This window comes from Streptomyces sp. NPDC111628, assembly GCF_055635195.1.
This window is the reverse complement of sequence record NZ_JBVKBZ010000002.1, coordinates 101,630-119,272: the sequence shown is the minus strand read 5'-3', so window position 1 is coordinate 119,272 and position 17,643 is coordinate 101,630. Positions and strand designations below refer to the sequence as shown.

16 protein-coding genes are annotated in these 17,643 nt (G+C 71.0%); 14 read left to right on the top strand and 2 right to left on the bottom strand.

What is annotated here, in order from left to right; translation table 11 throughout:
• The first annotated feature begins 119 nt into the window (after window positions 1–119).
• From ACZ7MF_RS08545 to ACZ7MF_RS08525, 5 genes are all read left to right on the top strand, one after another.
• Window positions 120–1,169, top strand: a complete 1,050-nt coding sequence (locus ACZ7MF_RS08545) for an Rv2578c family radical SAM protein (RefSeq protein ID WP_471475326.1) — start codon at window positions 120–122, stop codon at window positions 1,167–1,169.
• A gap of 63 nt (window positions 1,170–1,232) precedes the next feature.
• Window positions 1,233–1,574, top strand: coding sequence for a putative quinol monooxygenase (locus tag ACZ7MF_RS08540; RefSeq protein ID WP_471475324.1), 342 nt, complete (start codon window positions 1,233–1,235; stop codon window positions 1,572–1,574).
• A 167-nt stretch (window positions 1,575–1,741) separates the two neighbouring features.
• Window positions 1,742–3,331: an alpha/beta hydrolase gene (locus tag ACZ7MF_RS08535; protein ID WP_471475322.1), complete on the top strand. Its 1,590-nt coding sequence runs from the start codon at window positions 1,742–1,744 to the stop codon at window positions 3,329–3,331.
• Between the two features lie 70 nt (window positions 3,332–3,401).
• On the top strand, window positions 3,402–3,800 hold the full coding sequence (locus ACZ7MF_RS08530) for a RidA family protein (RefSeq protein WP_471475320.1): 399 nt from the start codon (window positions 3,402–3,404) through the stop codon (window positions 3,798–3,800).
• Entirely contained in the window at window positions 3,797–4,336 is a 540-nt protein-coding gene (locus ACZ7MF_RS08525) for a GNAT family N-acetyltransferase (protein ID WP_471475319.1), read from the top strand. The genes ACZ7MF_RS08530 and ACZ7MF_RS08525 overlap by 4 nt, the downstream gene beginning before the upstream one ends.
• 55 nt (window positions 4,337–4,391) lie before the next feature.
• Here the strand turns inward: ACZ7MF_RS08525 and ACZ7MF_RS08520 are convergent, their stop codons facing one another.
• Window positions 4,392–4,985 carry an adenylosuccinate lyase gene (locus ACZ7MF_RS08520; protein ID WP_471475317.1) on the bottom strand — a complete coding sequence of 198 codons (594 nt, stop codon included), beginning with the start codon at window positions 4,983–4,985 and terminating at the stop codon, window positions 4,392–4,394.
• 384 nt (window positions 4,986–5,369) lie between these two features.
• Here ACZ7MF_RS08520 and ACZ7MF_RS08515 point away from each other — a divergent pair, with 384 nt between their 5' ends.
• The 9 genes from ACZ7MF_RS08515 to pssA all read left to right on the top strand — a co-directional run bounded on the left by ACZ7MF_RS08515 (window position 5,370) and on the right by pssA (window position 16,195).
• Entirely contained in the window at window positions 5,370–7,175 is a 1,806-nt protein-coding gene (locus ACZ7MF_RS08515) for a 3-hydroxyacyl-CoA dehydrogenase family protein (protein ID WP_471475315.1), read from the top strand.
• Between the two features lie 136 nt (window positions 7,176–7,311).
• A complete protein-coding gene (locus ACZ7MF_RS08510; RefSeq protein ID WP_471475314.1) occupies window positions 7,312–8,127 on the top strand; it encodes a TetR family transcriptional regulator in 816 nt (271 codons plus the stop codon).
• Between the two features lie 333 nt (window positions 8,128–8,460).
• Window positions 8,461–9,804, top strand: a complete 1,344-nt coding sequence (ccrA, locus tag ACZ7MF_RS08505; protein WP_471475312.1) for a crotonyl-CoA carboxylase/reductase — start codon at window positions 8,461–8,463, stop codon at window positions 9,802–9,804.
• Window positions 9,805–9,814: 10 nt separating this feature from the next.
• The gene (locus ACZ7MF_RS08500) at window positions 9,815–11,842 is read left to right on the top strand and encodes a protein meaA (RefSeq protein WP_471475311.1); all 2,028 of its coding nucleotides are present in this window, start codon (window positions 9,815–9,817) and stop codon (window positions 11,840–11,842) included.
• Window positions 11,839–12,801, top strand: coding sequence for an HpcH/HpaI aldolase/citrate lyase family protein (locus tag ACZ7MF_RS08495; RefSeq protein ID WP_127892804.1), 963 nt, complete (start codon window positions 11,839–11,841; stop codon window positions 12,799–12,801). The genes ACZ7MF_RS08500 and ACZ7MF_RS08495 overlap by 4 nt, the downstream gene beginning before the upstream one ends.
• 5 nt (window positions 12,802–12,806) lie before the next feature.
• Complete coding sequence (locus ACZ7MF_RS08490) at window positions 12,807–13,319, top strand: MaoC family dehydratase (protein WP_471475310.1); 513 nt, start codon at window positions 12,807–12,809, stop codon at window positions 13,317–13,319.
• Between the two features lie 2 nt (window positions 13,320–13,321).
• Window positions 13,322–14,527, top strand: coding sequence for an acyl-CoA dehydrogenase family protein (locus tag ACZ7MF_RS08485; protein WP_471475309.1), 1,206 nt, complete (start codon window positions 13,322–13,324; stop codon window positions 14,525–14,527).
• 170 nt (window positions 14,528–14,697) lie between these two features.
• Entirely contained in the window at window positions 14,698–15,354 is a 657-nt protein-coding gene (locus ACZ7MF_RS08480; protein ID WP_104631952.1) for a phosphatidylserine decarboxylase, read from the top strand.
• A 22-nt stretch (window positions 15,355–15,376) separates the two neighbouring features.
• Window positions 15,377–16,195 (top strand): CDP-diacylglycerol--serine O-phosphatidyltransferase, encoded by an 819-nt coding sequence (pssA, locus tag ACZ7MF_RS08475; RefSeq protein ID WP_030178550.1) that lies wholly within the window; start codon window positions 15,377–15,379, stop codon window positions 16,193–16,195.
• Between the two features lie 204 nt (window positions 16,196–16,399).
• Here pssA and ACZ7MF_RS08470 read toward each other — a convergent pair whose 3' ends face one another.
• Window positions 16,400–17,542 (bottom strand): glycerate kinase, encoded by a 1,143-nt coding sequence (locus ACZ7MF_RS08470; RefSeq protein ID WP_471477197.1) that lies wholly within the window; start codon window positions 17,540–17,542, stop codon window positions 16,400–16,402.
• Window positions 17,543–17,643 lie beyond the last annotated feature (101 nt).

Genomic DNA, 17,643 nt, shown 5'->3' with positions numbered 1-17,643 from the left:
ATCGGGGGGCGCGAAGCGGCCCCGCACGACTCGTCCGCACGACTCGTCCACACGATTCGTCCGCACGATCAAGGGAACAAGTGTTCTATTGTGGCGGCAGTGCTACCGAGGAGGCCTCAATGCGCTGGGAGAACCTCACGGACTCCGACCACGCCCGGGCGGCGGACACCGCGCTGTTCGGCGCGGGCGCCGTCGTCACCCGCACGTTCGACACGCCCGAGTTCAGAGGCATCACCTTCCACGAGGTGCGGGCCCGCTCGATCCTGAACCGGGTACCGGGGGCCTCGCGCATGCCGTTCGAGTGGACGGTGAACCCCTACCGGGGCTGCACGCACGCGTGCGTGTACTGCTTCGCGCGCAAGACGCACAGCTACCTGGACCTCGACACGGGGCTCGGCTTCGACTCCCAGATCGTCGTCAAGGTGAACGCGCCCGAGCTGCTGCGCCGCCAGCTGGCCTCGCGCCGCTGGCAGGGGGAACACGTCGCGATGGGCACCAACGTCGACTGCTACCAGCGCGCGGAGGGCCGCTACCGGTTGATGCCGGGCATCATCGAGGCCCTCACCGAGCGGGCGAACCCGTTCTCGATCCTCACCAAGGGCACGCTGATCCTGCGCGACCTGGACCTGCTGACGCGGGCGGCGCGGGCGACGGACGTGGGCATCTCGGTCTCGGTCGGCTTCACCGACGCGGAGCTGTGGCGCACCGTGGAGCCGGGCACCCCGGTCCCGGAGCGCCGGCTCGAGGTCGTCCGGGCGTTCGGCGAGCGCGGCATCGGCTGCGGGGTGCTGATGGCACCGGTCATCCCCTTCCTCGGCGACGAACCGGCCCAGCTCAGGGCCACCGTACGCGCCATCGCCGCCGCCGGTGCCACGTCGGTCACACCCCTGGTGCTGCACCTGCGTCCGGGGGCCCGCGAGTGGTTCATGGCCTGGCTCGGCCGGCACCACCCGCACCTGGTCCGCCGGTACGAACGGCTGTACGCGGACGGCGCCTACGCGCCGAAGTGGTACCAGCGCAGGATCACGCGCCAGGTGCACGACCTGGCCCGCGAGTACGGCATCGGTCCCGCGCGCGCGGGGATGCCGCGAAGGGTCGCGGAGCCGGAGGAGCACGCGCGTCCGGCCGGACCCACGCCCCCGGAGCCGGTGCAACTGTCCCTCATCTGACAGCCTTCGGGTGCGCGCTCCGGTCGAAGAAGTCGGCCCCGCCCAGAGTGAAAGGGATCCTCCATGACCTACGGCTGCATCGCTTCGATGAAGACCCGGCCCGGCTTCCGCGACGAGGTGGTCTCCCTTCTCCTGAGCGCCACCGACGGCCTGCGGGACGCCGGATGCGAGCTCTATCTCGTGGGTCTGTCCGACGACGACGAGACGACGATCTGGGTGACCGAGGTGTGGCGGACCCGGGAGCATCACGACGCTTCGCTGGAACTGCCCGAGGCGAAGGACGCGATCGGCCGGGCCATGCCGATGCTGACGGGAGAGTTCACCAAGCAGGAGATGTCGGTCGCGGGTGGGCTCGGGATCTGGGCTCGGGCTCCAAGCTCGGGCTCTGACGGCACCGTGAGCTGAGCCCCTCCGAGCGGCCGAGTAAGAGCATTGGAGCGCATCTTCCGACCCAATCGGGTCAAGTATGGACAGGTCTCGTTCTTCCGAAGGCGCTCCCCGGGACGATCCGGCGAGGACCGCGACCCGCGCGGACCGCAGCCCCGCCGTCCTGGGAGTCCTGGGAGAACGCCATGAGACAACGCGCAGCCGTGCTGTGCGGCGCCGCCGTCATCGCCGCCGGGACCGTCACCGCCGTCCCCGCCGACGCGAGCGCACCACGGCCCACGCACCCGGCGCCCGCGGCGCCCGCGGCGGGCCTGCACTGGGAGAAGTGCGCCACGGAGGACTACCCGACGCTCCAGTGCGCGTCCTTGAAGGTGACGCTCGACCACGCACGCCCGCGCGGGAGGCAGATCACGCTGGCACTGTCCCGCGTCCCGCACACCTCCAGGACGTACCAGGGCCCCCTGCTGGTGAATCCCGGCGGTCCCGGAGGCAGCGGGCTGACGCTCGCCGGGTTCGTGGCGTCGTCGCTGCCCGCGAAGGTGGCCGCCCAGTACGACGTCATCGGCTTCGACCCGCGCGGCGTGGGCAGGAGCACTCCCGCGCTGGACTGTCTGCCGGGCCACTTCGACCCGGTGCGGCCCGACTCGCTGCCGGACACGCCGGACGTCGAGCAGGCCAACCTCGCGCGCGCGAAGTCCTTCGCCGACGCCTGCGGCGAGAAGTACGCGGACGTGCTGCCGTACATCGACACGGTCGACGCGGCGCGGGACGTCGACGCGATCCGCGCGGCGCTCGGCTCGGCGAAGCTCAACTACTTCGGCTACTCGTACGGCACCTACCTGGGCGCCGTCTACGCCAAGCTCTACCCGGACCGGGTGCGGCGGCTGGTCCTGGACTCCGTCGTCGGACCGGACGACGTCTGGTACGACGCCAACCTCAACCAGGACCTCGCCTTCAACGACCGCCACCGGGCGTTCCTGGCCTGGATCGCCGAGCACGACGCGGCCTACGGCCTGGGCAGTGACCCCGAGCGGGTCGAGGCCGCCTGGTACGCCATGCGGACGGCGCTCGCGAAGCGGCCGGCCGGCGGGAAGGTCGGCGCCTCCGAGCTGGAGGACACCTACATGCCCGGCGGGTACTACAACGGCTACTGGCCCTACCTGGCCGAGGCGTTCGCCGCCTACGTCAAGGACGAGGACACCGGCCCGCTGGTCGAGGCGTACGAGAACTTCGGTGCCCCGGACGCCTCCGGGGGCAACGGCTACAGCGTCTACACCGCGGTGCAGTGCCGCGACGCCGCCTGGCCGCGGGACTGGGACGAGTGGCGGGACGACAGCTGGGACCTGTACGAGAAGGCACCCTTCATGGTGTGGAACAACGCCTGGTACAACGCGCCGTGCGCGTTCTGGCCCACGGGGTCCGGGCAGCCGGTGGACGTCGCCAACGGCGAGCTGCCCCCGGTCCTGCTGTTCCAGGCGACCGGTGACGCGGCCACGCCGTACGAGGGCGGCGTCGCCGCGCACCGGCTGCTGCGCGACTCCGCCCTCGTCGTCGAGGAGGGCGGCGGGAACCACGGCATCACGCTGAGCGGGAACGACTGCCTGGACGAGCACCTGGCCGCCTACCTGACCGACGGAACGGTGCCGCGCGGCGACGGTGGCGAGGCGGACGCGGTGTGCCCGGCTCTGCCGGACCCGAAGCCGCTGGAGTCCAAGGCGGCTTCCACGTCCTCGCGGGGTTCGACCCTGCACGGGCTGCTGGGCTTCCGCGGCTAGCCGTCCCGTTGCCGCACGTCGGCCGCACCCCGTCGGCGGCGTTGTCAGTGGCGTGGTCCACGATGGACGCATGAGTGAACTGACCAGGATCCCGGCCCCCGAGGGCGTCGCGCCCGCCGCGCAGTACACCCATGTCGTCCTCGGCACCGGGCGGTTCGTGGCCGTCTCGGGGCAGCTCGCCCTGGACGAGGACGGCAGGGTGGTCGGCGAGGGCGACCCCGCGGCCCAGGCCCGCCAGGTCTTCGAGAACCTGCGCCGGTGCCTGGCCTCGGCCGGAGCGGCCTTCGACGACGTGGTGAAGCTGACCTTCTTCGTCACGGACATGGCCCACATGGGCGCGATCCGCGCCGCCCGCGCCGAGCACATACCCGACGACCGGCTGCCGGCCGCCTCCGCGGTGCAGGTGGCCGGGCTGGTCCGGCCGGAGTTCCTCATGGAGATCGAGGCGTTCGCGGTCGTGGCGCCGTGAGCGGTCCGCAGGCGCCCGTGCGGGTGCGGGAGATGGCCCTCGCGGACTGCGACCGGGTGTCCCGGATCCGGGTCCGGGGCTGGCAGAGCGCCTACCGGGGCCTGGTGCCGCAGCCGTACCTCGACGCGATGGACGCCGCCGCCGACGCCGAGCGCCGCCGCTCCCTGTTCGCCCGGCCCCCGGTGGGCTTGGTGAACCTGGTCGCCGAGGACGAGGGCGGCGAGGTCGTCGGCTGGGCCTGTCACGGTCCCTACCGGGAGGGCGAGGCGCGCACCGCGGACGCCGAGTTGTACGCCCTCTACGTCGACACCGCACGGTTCGGGGCGGGCATCGGCCGCGCCCTCGTCGGGGAGTCGGTAAGCCGGTGCCGGGCCGCCGGGCACGCGCGCATGCTCCTGTGGGTGCTCCAGGGCAACACCCGCGCCCGGCGCTTCTACGAGCGGGCGGGATTCCGCCCCGACGGAGCCGAGGAGCCCTTCGAGGTGGAGGGCGTCGCGGTGCCCGAGGTCCGCTACGCCCGCGCGCTGGACGGCTGACGGCCCGTCACCGCGCGGCACCGGCCCGTCGTCGCCCGGGGCACCGGCCCACCGCTCACCGCTGCCCCGGGATGCCCCCCAGTGCCCGCACCGCCGCCTCCGCCAGCGCCGGATGGGCGAGGGCGTCGTTCAGGACGGGGCCGGCCCGGTCGTCGCCGAGGGCACCGAGTCCCTCGACGCAGGCGAGCGCGACGCGCCGGTAGGGGTCGTGCGGGCGCAGCCGCCGCTCCAGGGTGGTGATCAGCGCGGGCACCGCCTCGGGGGCCCGCAGTTCGACCAGCAGCCGTACCGGGTGCAGGGCGTAGGCGACCCGCAGTTCGTTGGTGGCGAGGGCCGCGGCCGCGCGGGCGGTCCGCGGGTCGCCGAGGCGGGCCAGGGCGTACGCGGCCGAGGCACAGCGGGGCGGGTCGCGGTGGTTCAGCAGGAGCACGAGCGACTCGAAGGCCCGCCGGTCCCCCGCCACCCCGAGCCGGAAGGCGGCCAGTTCCCGGGCCCACAGCGGGTGTCCGGGTTCGGTGAGCACGGCGGCCAGCTCGTCCTGGTCCCCGGTCGCCACGAGCCGGTCGTACACCGCCGCGGCCCCCGGCACGCCCGACGCCGCCGACTCGGCCCGTAAGCGCTCCGTGAGCGCTCGCAACTCTTCGTCCATGACACCGAGGTTAGGGGCGTCACACCCCGTCTGGGACGTACATCACGAACGTCGGGGGCTGGCGCGCTCGTTACCCGCGGGTTAACCTCAGACGAGCGGGTCACCCACCCGCAGCAACTCCTCACGGTGGTCTGGTGACGCAACCACCGGGAGGGCAGTCGGTCCGGTACCTCGGGTACCGCATCAGGACTCGGCCTCGGGACAGGGCCGGTCACAGGTCGCCGAGCGGGCGTGTGCACGCCCCTACGACGGCACCGGGCGTGTGCGCGAGTAGGCCCGGCAGCACCCGCACTCCCTTCCTTCTCCTCTTCTCACGCACCCGGTGCGCCCCACGGCCCACCCGGGCGTGTTCCCGTCGTCACCCCTCATTCCTGGAGTCCCGCGATGGCCACTCCCCTGTCCGACACCCCTCTGTCCCCGCTCCGCACCGTCGCCGTCGTCGGCCTCGGCACCATGGGCACCGGCATCGCCGAGGTCCTGGCCGGAGCCGGCCGCGAGGTCATCGGCATCGACGTCAGCGAGGCGCAGGCCGTCAAGGCGGTCGCCGCGCTGGAGTCCTCCACCGCCCGTGCCGTCGAGCGCGGGCGCCTGACCGGGCAGGAGCGTGCCGACGCCCTGGGCCGCGTCCGCACCTCCACCGACCTGCGGGCGGCCGCCGACGCCGACCTGGTGATCGAGGTCGTGCCGGAGTCGTACGAGATCAAGCAGCGGGTCTTCAGGGAGCTGGACGGGATCGTGCGTCCGGAGGCGATCCTGGCGACCGGCACCAACGCGCTGTCCGTCACGCGGCTGGCCGCGGACTCGGCCCGTCCGGAGCGGGTGCTCGGTCTGCACTTCTTCAACCCGGCGCCGGCGATGAAGCTGGTCGAGGTCGTCTCCTCGGTGCTGACCGCGCCCGCCGCCGTCACGGCCGTCACCGACCTCGCCCTGGACCTCGGCAAGGAGCCGGTCGCGGTCGGGGACCGGCCCGGCTTCGTCGCGGACGGGCTGCTGTTCGGCTACCTCAACCAGGCCGCCGCGATGTACGAGGCGAACTACGCCTCCCGCGAGGACATCGACGCCGCGATGCGGCTCGGCTGCGGCCTGCCGATGGGGCCGCTGGCCCTGCTCGACCTGGTGGGCGTGGACACCGCGCGCACGGTCCTGGAGGCCATGTACGCCGCCTCCCGGGACCGGCTGCACGCCCCCGCGCCGATCCTCAGACAGCTCAGCGAGGCGGGCCTGACGGGCCGCAAGGCGGGGCGCGGCTTCTACACCTACGAGGCGCCGGGCAGCGCGGTCGTCGTGCCGGACGCGCTGACCCCGGCCGGGGACGGCGCCCCGGTCGCCGGGCGGCCGGTCCGCGCGGTGGGCGTGGCGGGTTCGGGCACCATGGCGTCCGGCATCGCCGAGGTGTTCGCCAAGGCCGGGTACGAGGTCGTGCTGGCCGCGCGCAGCGCGGAGAAGGCGCGGACGGCCAAGGCCCGGATCGGGAAGTCCCTGTCCCGGTCGGTCGACAAGGGACGGATGACCGCCGAGGCCGCCGCGCAGACGCTGGATCTGATCACTCCGACGGGCACGTACGACGACTTCGCCGACGTCGACCTGGCCGTGGAGGCCGTCGCCGAGGACCTGGAGGTCAAGCGGCAGCTGTTCGGCACGCTGGACAAGGTCTGCAAGCCCGGCGCGGTGCTGGCCACCACCACGTCCTCGCTGCCGGTCGTCGCCTGCGCCCGCGCCACCTCGCGCCCGCAGGACGTGATCGGCATGCACTTCTTCAACCCGGCCCCGGCGATGAAGCTGGTCGAGGTGGTCCGCACGGTGCTGACCGCCGACGACGTGCACGCCACCGTCCACGAGGTCTGCGCCAAGGTGCGCAAGCACGCCGTGGACTGCGGCGACCGGGCCGGGTTCATCGTGAACGCGCTGCTGTTCCCGTACCTCAACAACGCGGTCAAGATGGTGCAGGAGCACTACGCGACCCTCGACGACATCGACGCGGCGATGAAGCTGGGCGGCGGTTACCCCATGGGCCCGTTCGAGCTGCTCGACGTGGTCGGACTCGACGTGTCGCTCGCCATCGAGAAGGTGCTGCACCGGGAGTTCCGCGACCCGGGCCTCGCACCGGCGCCGCTTCTCGAGCACCTGGTGGCCGCGGGCTGCCTCGGCCGCAAGACGGGCCGCGGTTTCCGCGAGCATGCCCGCCGCTGAGCCGCCGGGCGACTGGCCGCGGTCCGAGGAGGACTGGGGCGGACTGCTCGATCCGGCCGGGTCTCCCCCGCCCCACGCGGGCGGGGGAATCCCCGGTCACGCGCATGATTGCGCCCGCATGCAGTACGTTCGGGTCATGTCCCAGCCCGCCAAGTCCTCACGTACCTCAGCCACGTCCGACGCGCCGGAGAGCGCGGCCGGCAGCCGAGCCGCCGCCCAGCGGCTCAAAATGCGCCGGGAGCTGGCGGCGGCGGCGATGGAGCTGTTCGCGACCAAGGGGTACGAGGCGACCACCGTCGACGAGATCGCGGCCCAGGCCGGGGTCGCCCGCCGCACCTTCTTCCGCCACTTCCGCTCCAAGGAAGAGGCGATCTTCCCGGACCACGACGACACGCTGGTGCGGGCCGAGGCGGTGCTCAACGCGGCGCCCGCGCACGAGCATCCGCTCGACACGGTGTGCCGCGGCATCAAGGAAGTCATGAAGATGTACGCGGCCCGGCCGGAGATCTCGGTCGCCCGCTACAAGCTGACGCGCGAGGTGCCCACCCTGCGCGAGGCGGAGATCGCGTCGGTGGCCCGTTACGAGCGGCTGTTCACCCGCTATCTGCTCGGCCACTTCGACGAGCACGCGCACGACGACGACGCCAACGACGACCCGCTGCTCGCCGAGGTCGCGGCCTCCGCCGTGGTGACGGCGCACAACCACGTGCTGCGGCGCTGGCTGCGGGCCGACGGGCAGGGCGACGTCGAGGCCGAGCTGGACCACGCCTTCTCGATCGTGCGGAAGACCTTCGGCACGGGCATCGGGGCGGGCCGCGGCACGGCCTCCACCGCCCGTCCCGCCGCCTCCTCGGCCTCCGTGCAGGGCGAGGTGCTCGTGACGGTGGCGCGCACCGACGCGCCGCTGCACGAGGTCATGCGCACCATCGAGCAGGCGCTCAAGGAGCGCTGACCGCCCCTCCGCACCGTTCCGCGCTGTGACGACGGCCACCCACCGGGTGGCCGTTTTTGCATGTCGGCGCCCCTTTTTCCGCTTCGGCGGGGGATGATTCGATCGATCATCGCTCATCTGTCACGTAAAGAATTCATCTGAGAAGAGTTTCTGGCACTCAGTGCCTTGCGGGGTGACACGCGGTGTCATACGTTGAAGGTGTTCGGGCTGTCCCCGCACCTCATCCCCTGCGCGTCCGAACGCCTGCGTCACAGGCACACACCCTCACCTCAGCAGCACCGACGTAACCCTCAGCGCCCCTCCCTCAGGGCGCTCACCGCCGGAGGCAACACCGTGACCGTGAAGGACATCCTGGACGCGATCCAGTCGCCCGACTCCACGCCGGCCGACATCGCCGCACTGCCGCTCCCCGAGTCGTACCGCGCGATCACCGTGCACAAGGACGAGACGGAGATGTTCGCGGGCCTCGAGACCCGCGACAAGGACCCCCGCAAGTCGATCCACCTGGACGACGTGCCGGTGCCCGAGCTGGGCCCCGGCGAGGCCCTGGTGGCCGTGATGGCCTCCTCGGTCAACTACAACTCGGTGTGGACCTCGATCTTCGAGCCGCTGTCCACCTTCGGGTTCCTGGAGCGCTACGGCCGGGTCAGTGACCTCGCCAAGCGCCACGACCTGCCGTACCACGTCATCGGCTCCGACCTCGCCGGTGTCGTCCTGCGCACCGGTCCGGGCGTCAACGCCTGGCAGGCGGGCGACGAGGTCGTCGCGCACTGCCTCTCCGTGGAGCTGGAGTCCTCCGACGGCCACAACGACACGATGCTCGACCCCGAGCAGCGCATCTGGGGCTTCGAGACCAACTTCGGCGGCCTCGCCGAGATCGCGCTGGTCAAGTCCAACCAGCTGATGCCGAAGCCGGACCACCTGAGCTGGGAGGAGGCCGCCGCTCCCGGCCTGGTCAACTCCACCGCATACCGCCAGCTCGTCTCCCGCAACGGCGCCGGCATGAAGCAGGGCGACAACGTCCTCATCTGGGGCGCCAGCGGCGGACTCGGCTCCTACGCCACCCAGTTCGCCCTCGCCGGCGGCGCCAACCCGATCTGCGTCGTCTCCAGCGACCAGAAGGCGGACATCTGCCGGGCGATGGGCGCCGACGCGATCATCGACCGCAACGCCGAGGGCTACCGGTTCTGGAAGGATGAGAACACCCAGGACCCGAAGGAGTGGAAGCGCTTCGGCAAGCGCATCCGCGAACTCACCGGCGGCGAGGACATCGACATCGTCTTCGAGCACCCCGGCCGCGAGACCTTCGGCGCCTCGGTCTTCGTCACCCGCAAGGGCGGCACCATCACCACCTGCGCCTCGACCTCGGGCTACATGCACGAGTACGACAACCGCTACCTGTGGATGTCCCTGAAGCGCATCATCGGCTCCCACTTCGCCAACTACCGCGAGGCCTGGGAGGCCAACCGCCTCATCGCCAAGGGAAAGATCCACCCGACCTTGTCCAAGGTGTACTCCCTGGAGGACACCGGCCAGGCCGCCTACGACGTCCACCGCAACCTCCACCAGGGCAAGGTCGGCGTGCTGTGCCTGGCGCCCGAGGAGGGCCTGGGCGTGCGCGACCACGACAAGCGCGCCCAGCACCTCGACGCCATCAACCGCTTCCGGAACATCTGAGGAGCGCCACGTGACTGAGCGTCAGAAGGACCGGCCGTGGCTCATGCGCACCTATGCCGGTCACTCCACGGCCGAGGCGTCCAACGAGCTGTACCGGCGCAACCTCGCCAAGGGGCAGACGGGTCTGTCGGTCGCCTTCGACCTGCCGACCCAGACCGGCTACGACTCCGACCACATCCTCGCCCGCGGCGAGGTCGGCCGGGTCGGCGTGCCGATAGCGCACCTCGGTGACATGCGCCGGCTGTTCCAGGACATCCCCCTGGAGCAGATGAACACCTCGATGACCATCAACGCCACGGCCATGTGGCTGCTGGCGCTCTACCAGGTCGTCGCGGAGGAGCAGGGTGCGGACATCACCGAGCTCCAGGGCACGACCCAGAACGACATCGTCAAGGAGTACCTGTCCCGGGGCACGCACGTCTTCCCCCCGGGACCGTCGCTCCGCCTGACGACCGACATGATCGCGTACACGGTCTCCCACCTGCCGAAGTGGAACCCGATCAACATCTGCAGCTACCACCTGCAGGAGGCGGGCGCCACGCCGGTGCAGGAGATCGCGTACGCGATGTCCACCGCGATCGCCGTGCTCGACGCGGTGCGCGACAGCGGTCAGGTGCCGCAGGAGCGCATGGGTGACGTGGTCGGCCGCATCTCCTTCTTCGTGAACGCGGGCGTGCGCTTCGTCGAGGAGATGTGCAAGATGCGCGCCTTCGGCCGCATCTGGGACCGCGTCACGCGCGAGCGCTACGGCATCGAGAACCCCAAGCACCGCCGCTTCCGCTACGGCGTCCAGGTCAACTCCCTGGGCCTGACCGAGGCGCAGCCGGAGAACAACGTCCAGCGGATCGTGCTGGAGATGCTGGCGGTCACCCTCTCCAAGGACGCACGCGCGCGTGCCGTGCAGTTGCCGGCCTGGAACGAGGCGCTGGGCCTGCCGCGCCCCTGGGACCAGCAGTGGTCGCTGCGCATCCAGCAGGTGCTGGCGCACGAGAGCGACCTGCTGGAGTACGAGGACCTCTTCGAGGGCTCGAAGGTGGTCGAGGCGAAGGTCGAGGAGCTGGTCGAGGCGGCGTTCGCGGAGATCGACCGCATCCAGGAGATGGGCGGCGCGATGGCCGCCGTGGAGTCCGGTTACCTCAAGTCGCAGCTGGTCGCCTCGCACGCCGAACGCCGGGCCCGTATCGAGTCCGGCGAGGAGAAGATCATCGGTGTCAACGCCTTCGAGGGCACCGAGCCCAACCCGCTGACCGCCGACCTGGACACCGCGATCCAGACGGTGGACCCGGCGGTGGAGGCCCGCGTCGTCGCCTCGCTGCAGAACTGGCGCGACACCCGCTACCAGCCGCCCTTCAACCACCCGCGCCCCTGCAAGGCGCTGGAGAAGCTGAAGGAGGCCGCGCGCGGCACCGGCAACCTCATGGAGGCCACCCTGGAGTGCGCCCGGGCCGGCGCCACGACCGGCGAGTGGGCCGGGGCGCTGCGCGAGGTCTTCGGCGAGTTCCGGGCGCCGACCGGCGTGTCCTCGGCGCCGGTCGCGGTCACCGCCGAGGAGGGTTCGGCCCTCTCCGAGGTGCGCCGCAAGGTGGAGCTGACGGCCAAGGAGATGGAGGTCGGCAAGCTCCGCTTCCTGGTCGGCAAGCCCGGCCTGGACGGCCACTCCAACGGCGCCGAGCAGATCGCCGTGCGGGCCCGCGACGCCGGGTTCGAGGTGGTCTACCAGGGCATCAGGCTCACCCCCGAGCAGATCGTGGACGCCGCTCTCGCGGAGGACGTGCACGCGGTGGGCCTGTCCATCCTCTCCGGCTCGCACGCGCAACTGGTGCCGGACGTGCTCGAACGGCTCCGTGTGGCCGGTGCCACAGACATCCCGGTGATCGCCGGTGGCATCATCCCGAACGGTGACGCCGAGGAACTGCGGGCCGCGGGAGTGGCCGCGGTCTTCACCCCGAAGGACTTCGACATCACCGGCATCATCGGCCGGATCGTCGACGAGATCCGGTACGCGAACAAGCTCGACCCCCTGGAGGTCCCCGCATGACGACCGTCAACCGCCTTCGCCCGCGCCGCTCCTGTCTGGCGGTCCCGGGAAGCAACCCCCGCTTCCTGGAGAAGGCCCAGGGCCTCCCGGCGGACCAGGTCTTCCTCGACCTGGAGGACGCCTGCGCGCCGCTCGCCAAGCCGGAGGCGCGGCACACCATCGTCAAGTTCCTCAACGAGGGCGACTGGACCGGCAAGACCCGCGTCGTGCGCGTCAACGACTGGACGACCGAGTGGACGTACCGGGACGTCGTGACGGTGGTGGAGGGCGCGGGCCCGAACCTGGACTGCATCATGCTGCCGAAGGTCCAGGACGCCCAGCAGGTCGTCGCGCTCGACCTCCTCCTCACCCAGATCGAGAAGACGATGGGCTTCGAGGTCGGCCGGATCGGCATCGAGGCGCAGATCGAGAACGCGCAGGGTCTCAACAACGTCAACGAGATCGCCCAGGCGAGCCCGCGCGTGGAGACCATCATCTTCGGCCCGGCCGACTTCATGGCGTCCATCAACATGAAGTCCCTGGTCGTGGGCGAGCAGCCGCCCGGCTACCCGGCGGACGCCTACCACTACATCCTGATGAAGATCCTGATGGCCGCCCGTGCCAACAACCTCCAGGCGATCGACGGCCCCTACCTCCAGATCCGCAACGTCGACGGCTACCGCGAGGTCGCGCAGCGCGCCGCCGCCCTCGGCTTCGACGGCAAGTGGGTGCTGCACCCGGGCCAGGTCGAGGCGTCCAACGAGATCTTCTCGCCCTCCCAGGAGGACTACGACCACGCCGAGCTGATCCTGGACGCGTACGACTACTACACGTCCGAGGCGGGCGGCAAGAAGGGCTCGGCGATGCTCGGCGACGAGATGATCGACGAGGCCAGCCGCAAGATGGCGCTGGTCGTCTCCGGCAAGGGGCGTGCGGCCGGCATGCGGCGCACCAGCAAGTTCGAGATCCCGGAGGGCTGAGCGCGATGCAGTTCGGACGCACCTACGAGGAGTTCGAGGTCGGGGCGACGTACAAGCACTGGCCCGGGAAGACGGTCACGGAGTACGACGACCACCTGTTCTGCCTCCTCACCATGAACCACCACCCGCTCCACATGGACACCAACTACGCCGAGAAGACCACGGACTTCGGCAGGAACGTGGTGGTGGGCAACTACATCTACTCACTCCTGCTCGGCATGTCCGTCCCGGACGTCTCCGGCAAGGCGATCGCCAACCTGGAGATCGAGTCGCTCAAGCACGTGGCGCCGACCTTCCACGGCGACACGGTCTACGGCCAGACGACCGTGCTCGACAAGTGGCCGTCCAAGTCGAAGAACGACCGCGGGATCGTGCACGTGGAGACCAAGGGCTACAAGCAGGACGGCACCCTGGTCTGCGTCTTCCGCCGCAAGGTGATGGTGCCGACCGAGACATACATCAAGGAGCGCGGCGGCGAGCAGCCCGGCCGGCCCGAGCTGAAGGAACAGGGGAAGTAGAGATGAGCCGCCTCGCCCAGACCCACGGCCTCACGGACGTCCAGCGGGAGATCCTCTCGACCGTCCGCGACTTCGTGGACAAGGAGATCATCCCGGTCGCCACCGAGCTGGAGCACCGGGACGAGTACCCGCAGGACATCGTGGACGGGCTGAAGGAACTCGGCCTGTTCGGCCTGATGATTCCCGAGGAGTACGGGGGCCTGGGCGAGTCGCTCCTGACCTACGCCCTGTGCGTGGAGGAGATCGCCCGGGGCTGGATGTCGGTGTCCGGCATCATCAACACGCACTTCATCGTGGCGTACATGCTCAAGCAGCACGGCACGCAGGAGCAGAAGGACCACTTCCTGCCCCGCATGGCCGCGGGCGACATCCGGGGCGCCTTCTCGATGTCCGAGCCGGCGCTGGGCTCCGACGTCTCGGCGATCTCCTCGAAGGCCGTGCAGGACGGCGAGGAGTACGTCCTGAACGGCCAGAAGATGTGGCTGACGAACGGCGGTACGTCGTCGCTGGTGGCCGTCCTGGTCCGGAGTGACGAGGGTCACCCCGAGGGGACGGCCCCGCACAAGTCGATGACGACCTTCCTGGTGGAGAAGGAGCCCGGTTTCGGCGAGGTCCGCCCGGGTCTGACCATCCCCGGCAAGATCGACAAGATGGGCTACAAGGGTGTCGACACCACCGAGCTCATCATGGACGGCCTGCGCATTCCGGCCAATCGGGTGCTCGGCGGCGTCACCGGTCGAGGTTTTTACCAAATGATGGACGGCGTCGAGGTCGGCCGCGTCAACGTGGCGGCCCGTGGCTGCGGCGTCGCTCAGCGTGCCTTCGAACTCGGTGTCCAGTACGCCCAGCAGCGTCACACTTTCGGCAAGCAGATCGCCCAGCACCAGGCCATCCAGTTCAAGCTCGCGGAGATGGCTACCAAGGTGGAGGCGGCGCATGCGATGATGGTGAACGCTGCGCGCAAAAAGGACTCGGGCGAACGAAACGACCTGGAAGCGGGGATGGCCAAGTACCTCGCCTCCGAGTACTGCAAGGAGGTCGTGGAGGACGCCTTCCGGATCCACGGCGGGTACGGCTTCTCCAAGGAGTACGAGATCGAGCGCCTCTACCGCGAGGCGCCGATGCTGCTCATCGGTGAAGGCACCGCCGAGATCCAGAAAATGATCATCGGCCGCCGACTGCTCGAAGAGTATCGATTCCAGGGTTAGATGTCCGGATACGGGGTGTTTTCTTGGAGAAGAAGGTCACACCCCGTAGGCAGTGTTCGGCCGCCGACTCAGCTTCCTGGCTTACCCAGTTGCGGCGCGGAGCCGCTACGATCGCCGGAAAGCCGCCGTCCCCCGTCATAGCGCGGCATCATCCGCTACGAAGGTCATCCATGCCCCACAGCCAAACCTCTGCACCTCGCGACAGCCTCGCCGGCGTACGCCTCGCGCGCGGAGCCTCGCCGTGGCTTCTGCCGACCGTCGCCACCGCAGCCGTCAGCCTCCTGCGGGCCCGCCGTTCGGGCGCCGCCAAGGCCGTCGCCGTCCCCGCCACCGCGCTCGCGGCGGGGATGCTGTGGTTCTTCCGCGACCCCGAGCGCGAGATCACCCAGGGCCGGGTCGTCTCGCCCGCCGACGGTGTGGTGCAGAGCATCATGCCGTGGAAGGACGGCCGCACCCGCGTCGCGATCTTCATGAGCCCGCTCAACGTCCACGTCAACCGCGCCCCGCTGTCGGGCACGGTGACGTCGGTCGAGCACGTGCCGGGCGGCTTCGTTCCCGCTTTCAACAAGGAGAGCGAGAACAACGAGCGCGTCGTGTGGCACTTCGACACCGAGCTCGGCGACATCGAGATGATCCAGATCGCCGGCGCGGTGGCCCGCCGTATCGTCCCGTACGTGCCGCAGGGCACCAAGGTCGAGCAGGGCGAGCGGGTCGGTCTGATCCGCTTCGGCTCCCGCGTCGACCTGTACCTGCCGGAGGGTGTGGAGGTCGACGTCGAGGTGGGTCAGAAGACGGTGGCTGGGGTGACTCGAATTGACCGTGATTGATCCACAGACCCAGGCCGGATGGGTGCCGGAGGCCGACGAGGTGGACGACGAGGAGGAGATGCCGCTCTCGCTCCGCCTGTCGATAGCGGACACGCTCACGCTCGGCAACGCCACGTGCGGCTTCATGGCGGTGTACTTCACCACCACCGGCATCCTGATCCCGCACCTCATGGGCAGCGACGAGTCGGGCATGGCCCGGCACAGCGCGGCCACGGCGGTCATCCTGATGCTGTGCGCGGCGATCTTCGACCTGTTCGACGGTCTGGTCGCCCGCAAGCTGCGGTCCTCGCCGATGGGCGCGGAGCTGGACAACCTCTCCGACCTGATCAGCTTCGGCCTCGCGCCGGCCTACTTCGTCCTCGTCTACGGCATGGTCGCGGACGACGCCTACCAGCGGGTGGCGGCGGTGGGGGCGATCGTGGTGCTGCTGGCGGTGGTGCTGAGGCTTGCACGGTTCTCCTGCGTCACGGTCAAGGACGGCACGTTCCAGGGCATGCCGTCGCCCTTCGGGGCGCTGACGGTGGTGTCGATCGTGCTGCTGGAGCTGCCCTTCGTGGCGACGCTGCTGGCGATCCTCGGGACGGCCTGGCTGATGGTGAGCCGGGTCGAGTACCCGAAGCCGCGGGGGCGGCTCGCGGTGGCGATGCTGTCCTGGATCGTCCTGTCGATGGGGCTGCTGGCCGGCTGGGCGTTCGACGCGCCGAGCGGGCAGCTGCTGCTGCAGACGGGGTGCGCGTTGCAGTTGGTGATGGGGGCGGTGATCCCCCTGTTCGCCACCGCTCGCAGGGTGAACAACTTCCGTGACAATCGGCGGGAGGCGCGGGCGGCGCAATTGCCGTAGCGCTCCGCTGGGTGGGGCCCCGGACCCGGGTCGGGTTCGGGGCCCTTCTGTTTGCGCGCGCCCGGCGCCGGTGTAGGCGTCCCTGGGGGCTCCGCCCCCAGACCCCCCACCCACCGCCCGACTCGGTGGGTTGAAAGGGTGCCCGCGCCCCTCAGCCCGTCCGGCGTTTGAGGACGAGGCCCGTTCAGGGCCGAAACGGGGGTCCTACGCGACGAAGTCCCGCGCGACGGCCTCCGCCACCCGCTCCAGAATGGGCCCCGCATCCGCGATGCACTTCGCGACGTCCGGCTCCACATCCGTCAGCGGATACGCCCGCCGGATCCCCGCCCGCCCCAGCGTCTCCGCCGGCAGCGCGAGGCGCCCGCACACCGCGACGACCTCCTTGCCCGCGGCCCGAGCCGCCGCCGCGACACCCGCCGGTGCCTTCCCGTGCAGGGTCTGCTCGTCCAGCGAGCCCTCCCCGGTGATCACCAGGTCCGCCCGCTCCAGCGCCGGCGCGAAGCCCAGCACGTCCAGCATCACCTCGATGCCCGGCCGGAACCGCGCGCCCAGCAGCATCGCCCCGAAGCCGATGCCGCCCGCCGCCCCCGCGCCCGGCGACGCGGCGTACTCGGCGGCCCGCGCGCCCACACCCTCCGTCCGCTCCAGCACCTTCGCGAAGTGCGCGAGGGCCGCGTCCAGGGCCGTCACGTCGTCCGGCGAGGCACCCTTCTGCGGCCCGTAGACCGCCGGGGCGCCCTTCGGCCCGGTCAGCGGATTGTCGACGTCGCTGGCGAGCACCAGCTCCACGTCGGGCAGGCGGGGGTCCAGGCCCGACAGATCGGCCGAGGCCAGGCCCGCGAGGCCGCCTCCGCCGGGCGCGACCGGCTCGCCGTCCGCGTCCAGGAACCGCGCGCCCAGCGCGGCCAGCATCCCGGCGCCGCCGTCCGTGGTGGCGCTGCCGCCGACCCCGAACACGATCGTCCGCGCGCCCGCGTCCAGCGCGGCCCGCAGCAGTTCGCCCGAGCCGCACGTGGACGAGGTCAGCGGCGCGAGGACGCCCTCCGGGAGCCGCTGGAGGCCGCTGGCCTCGGCCATCTCCACGACGGCGGTGTCCCCGCGCAGCGCGTACGCCGCCGTCACCTCGTCGCCGAGGGGACCGGCGACCCGTACCTCCCGGCGTTCGAACCCGGCCGCGACCGCGGCGGCCACCGTGCCGTCGCCGCCGTCGGCGACGGGCAGCGCCTCGACCAGGACGTCCGGCACGACGCGGCGCAGTCCGGCCGTGACCCGCTCGGCGACCTCGACGGCCGTCAGCGAGCCCTTGAACTTGTCCGCGGCGACGAGTACCCGGCGGGTCCCGTCCACAGCAGCGTCAGCCACCTTGCTCTCCCCTTGCTCTTCGGGCCTTGCGCACGTCAAGGCAGTCGCGCCGCTGCGACCCTAACCGGAGGACGCCCGCGCCGTCA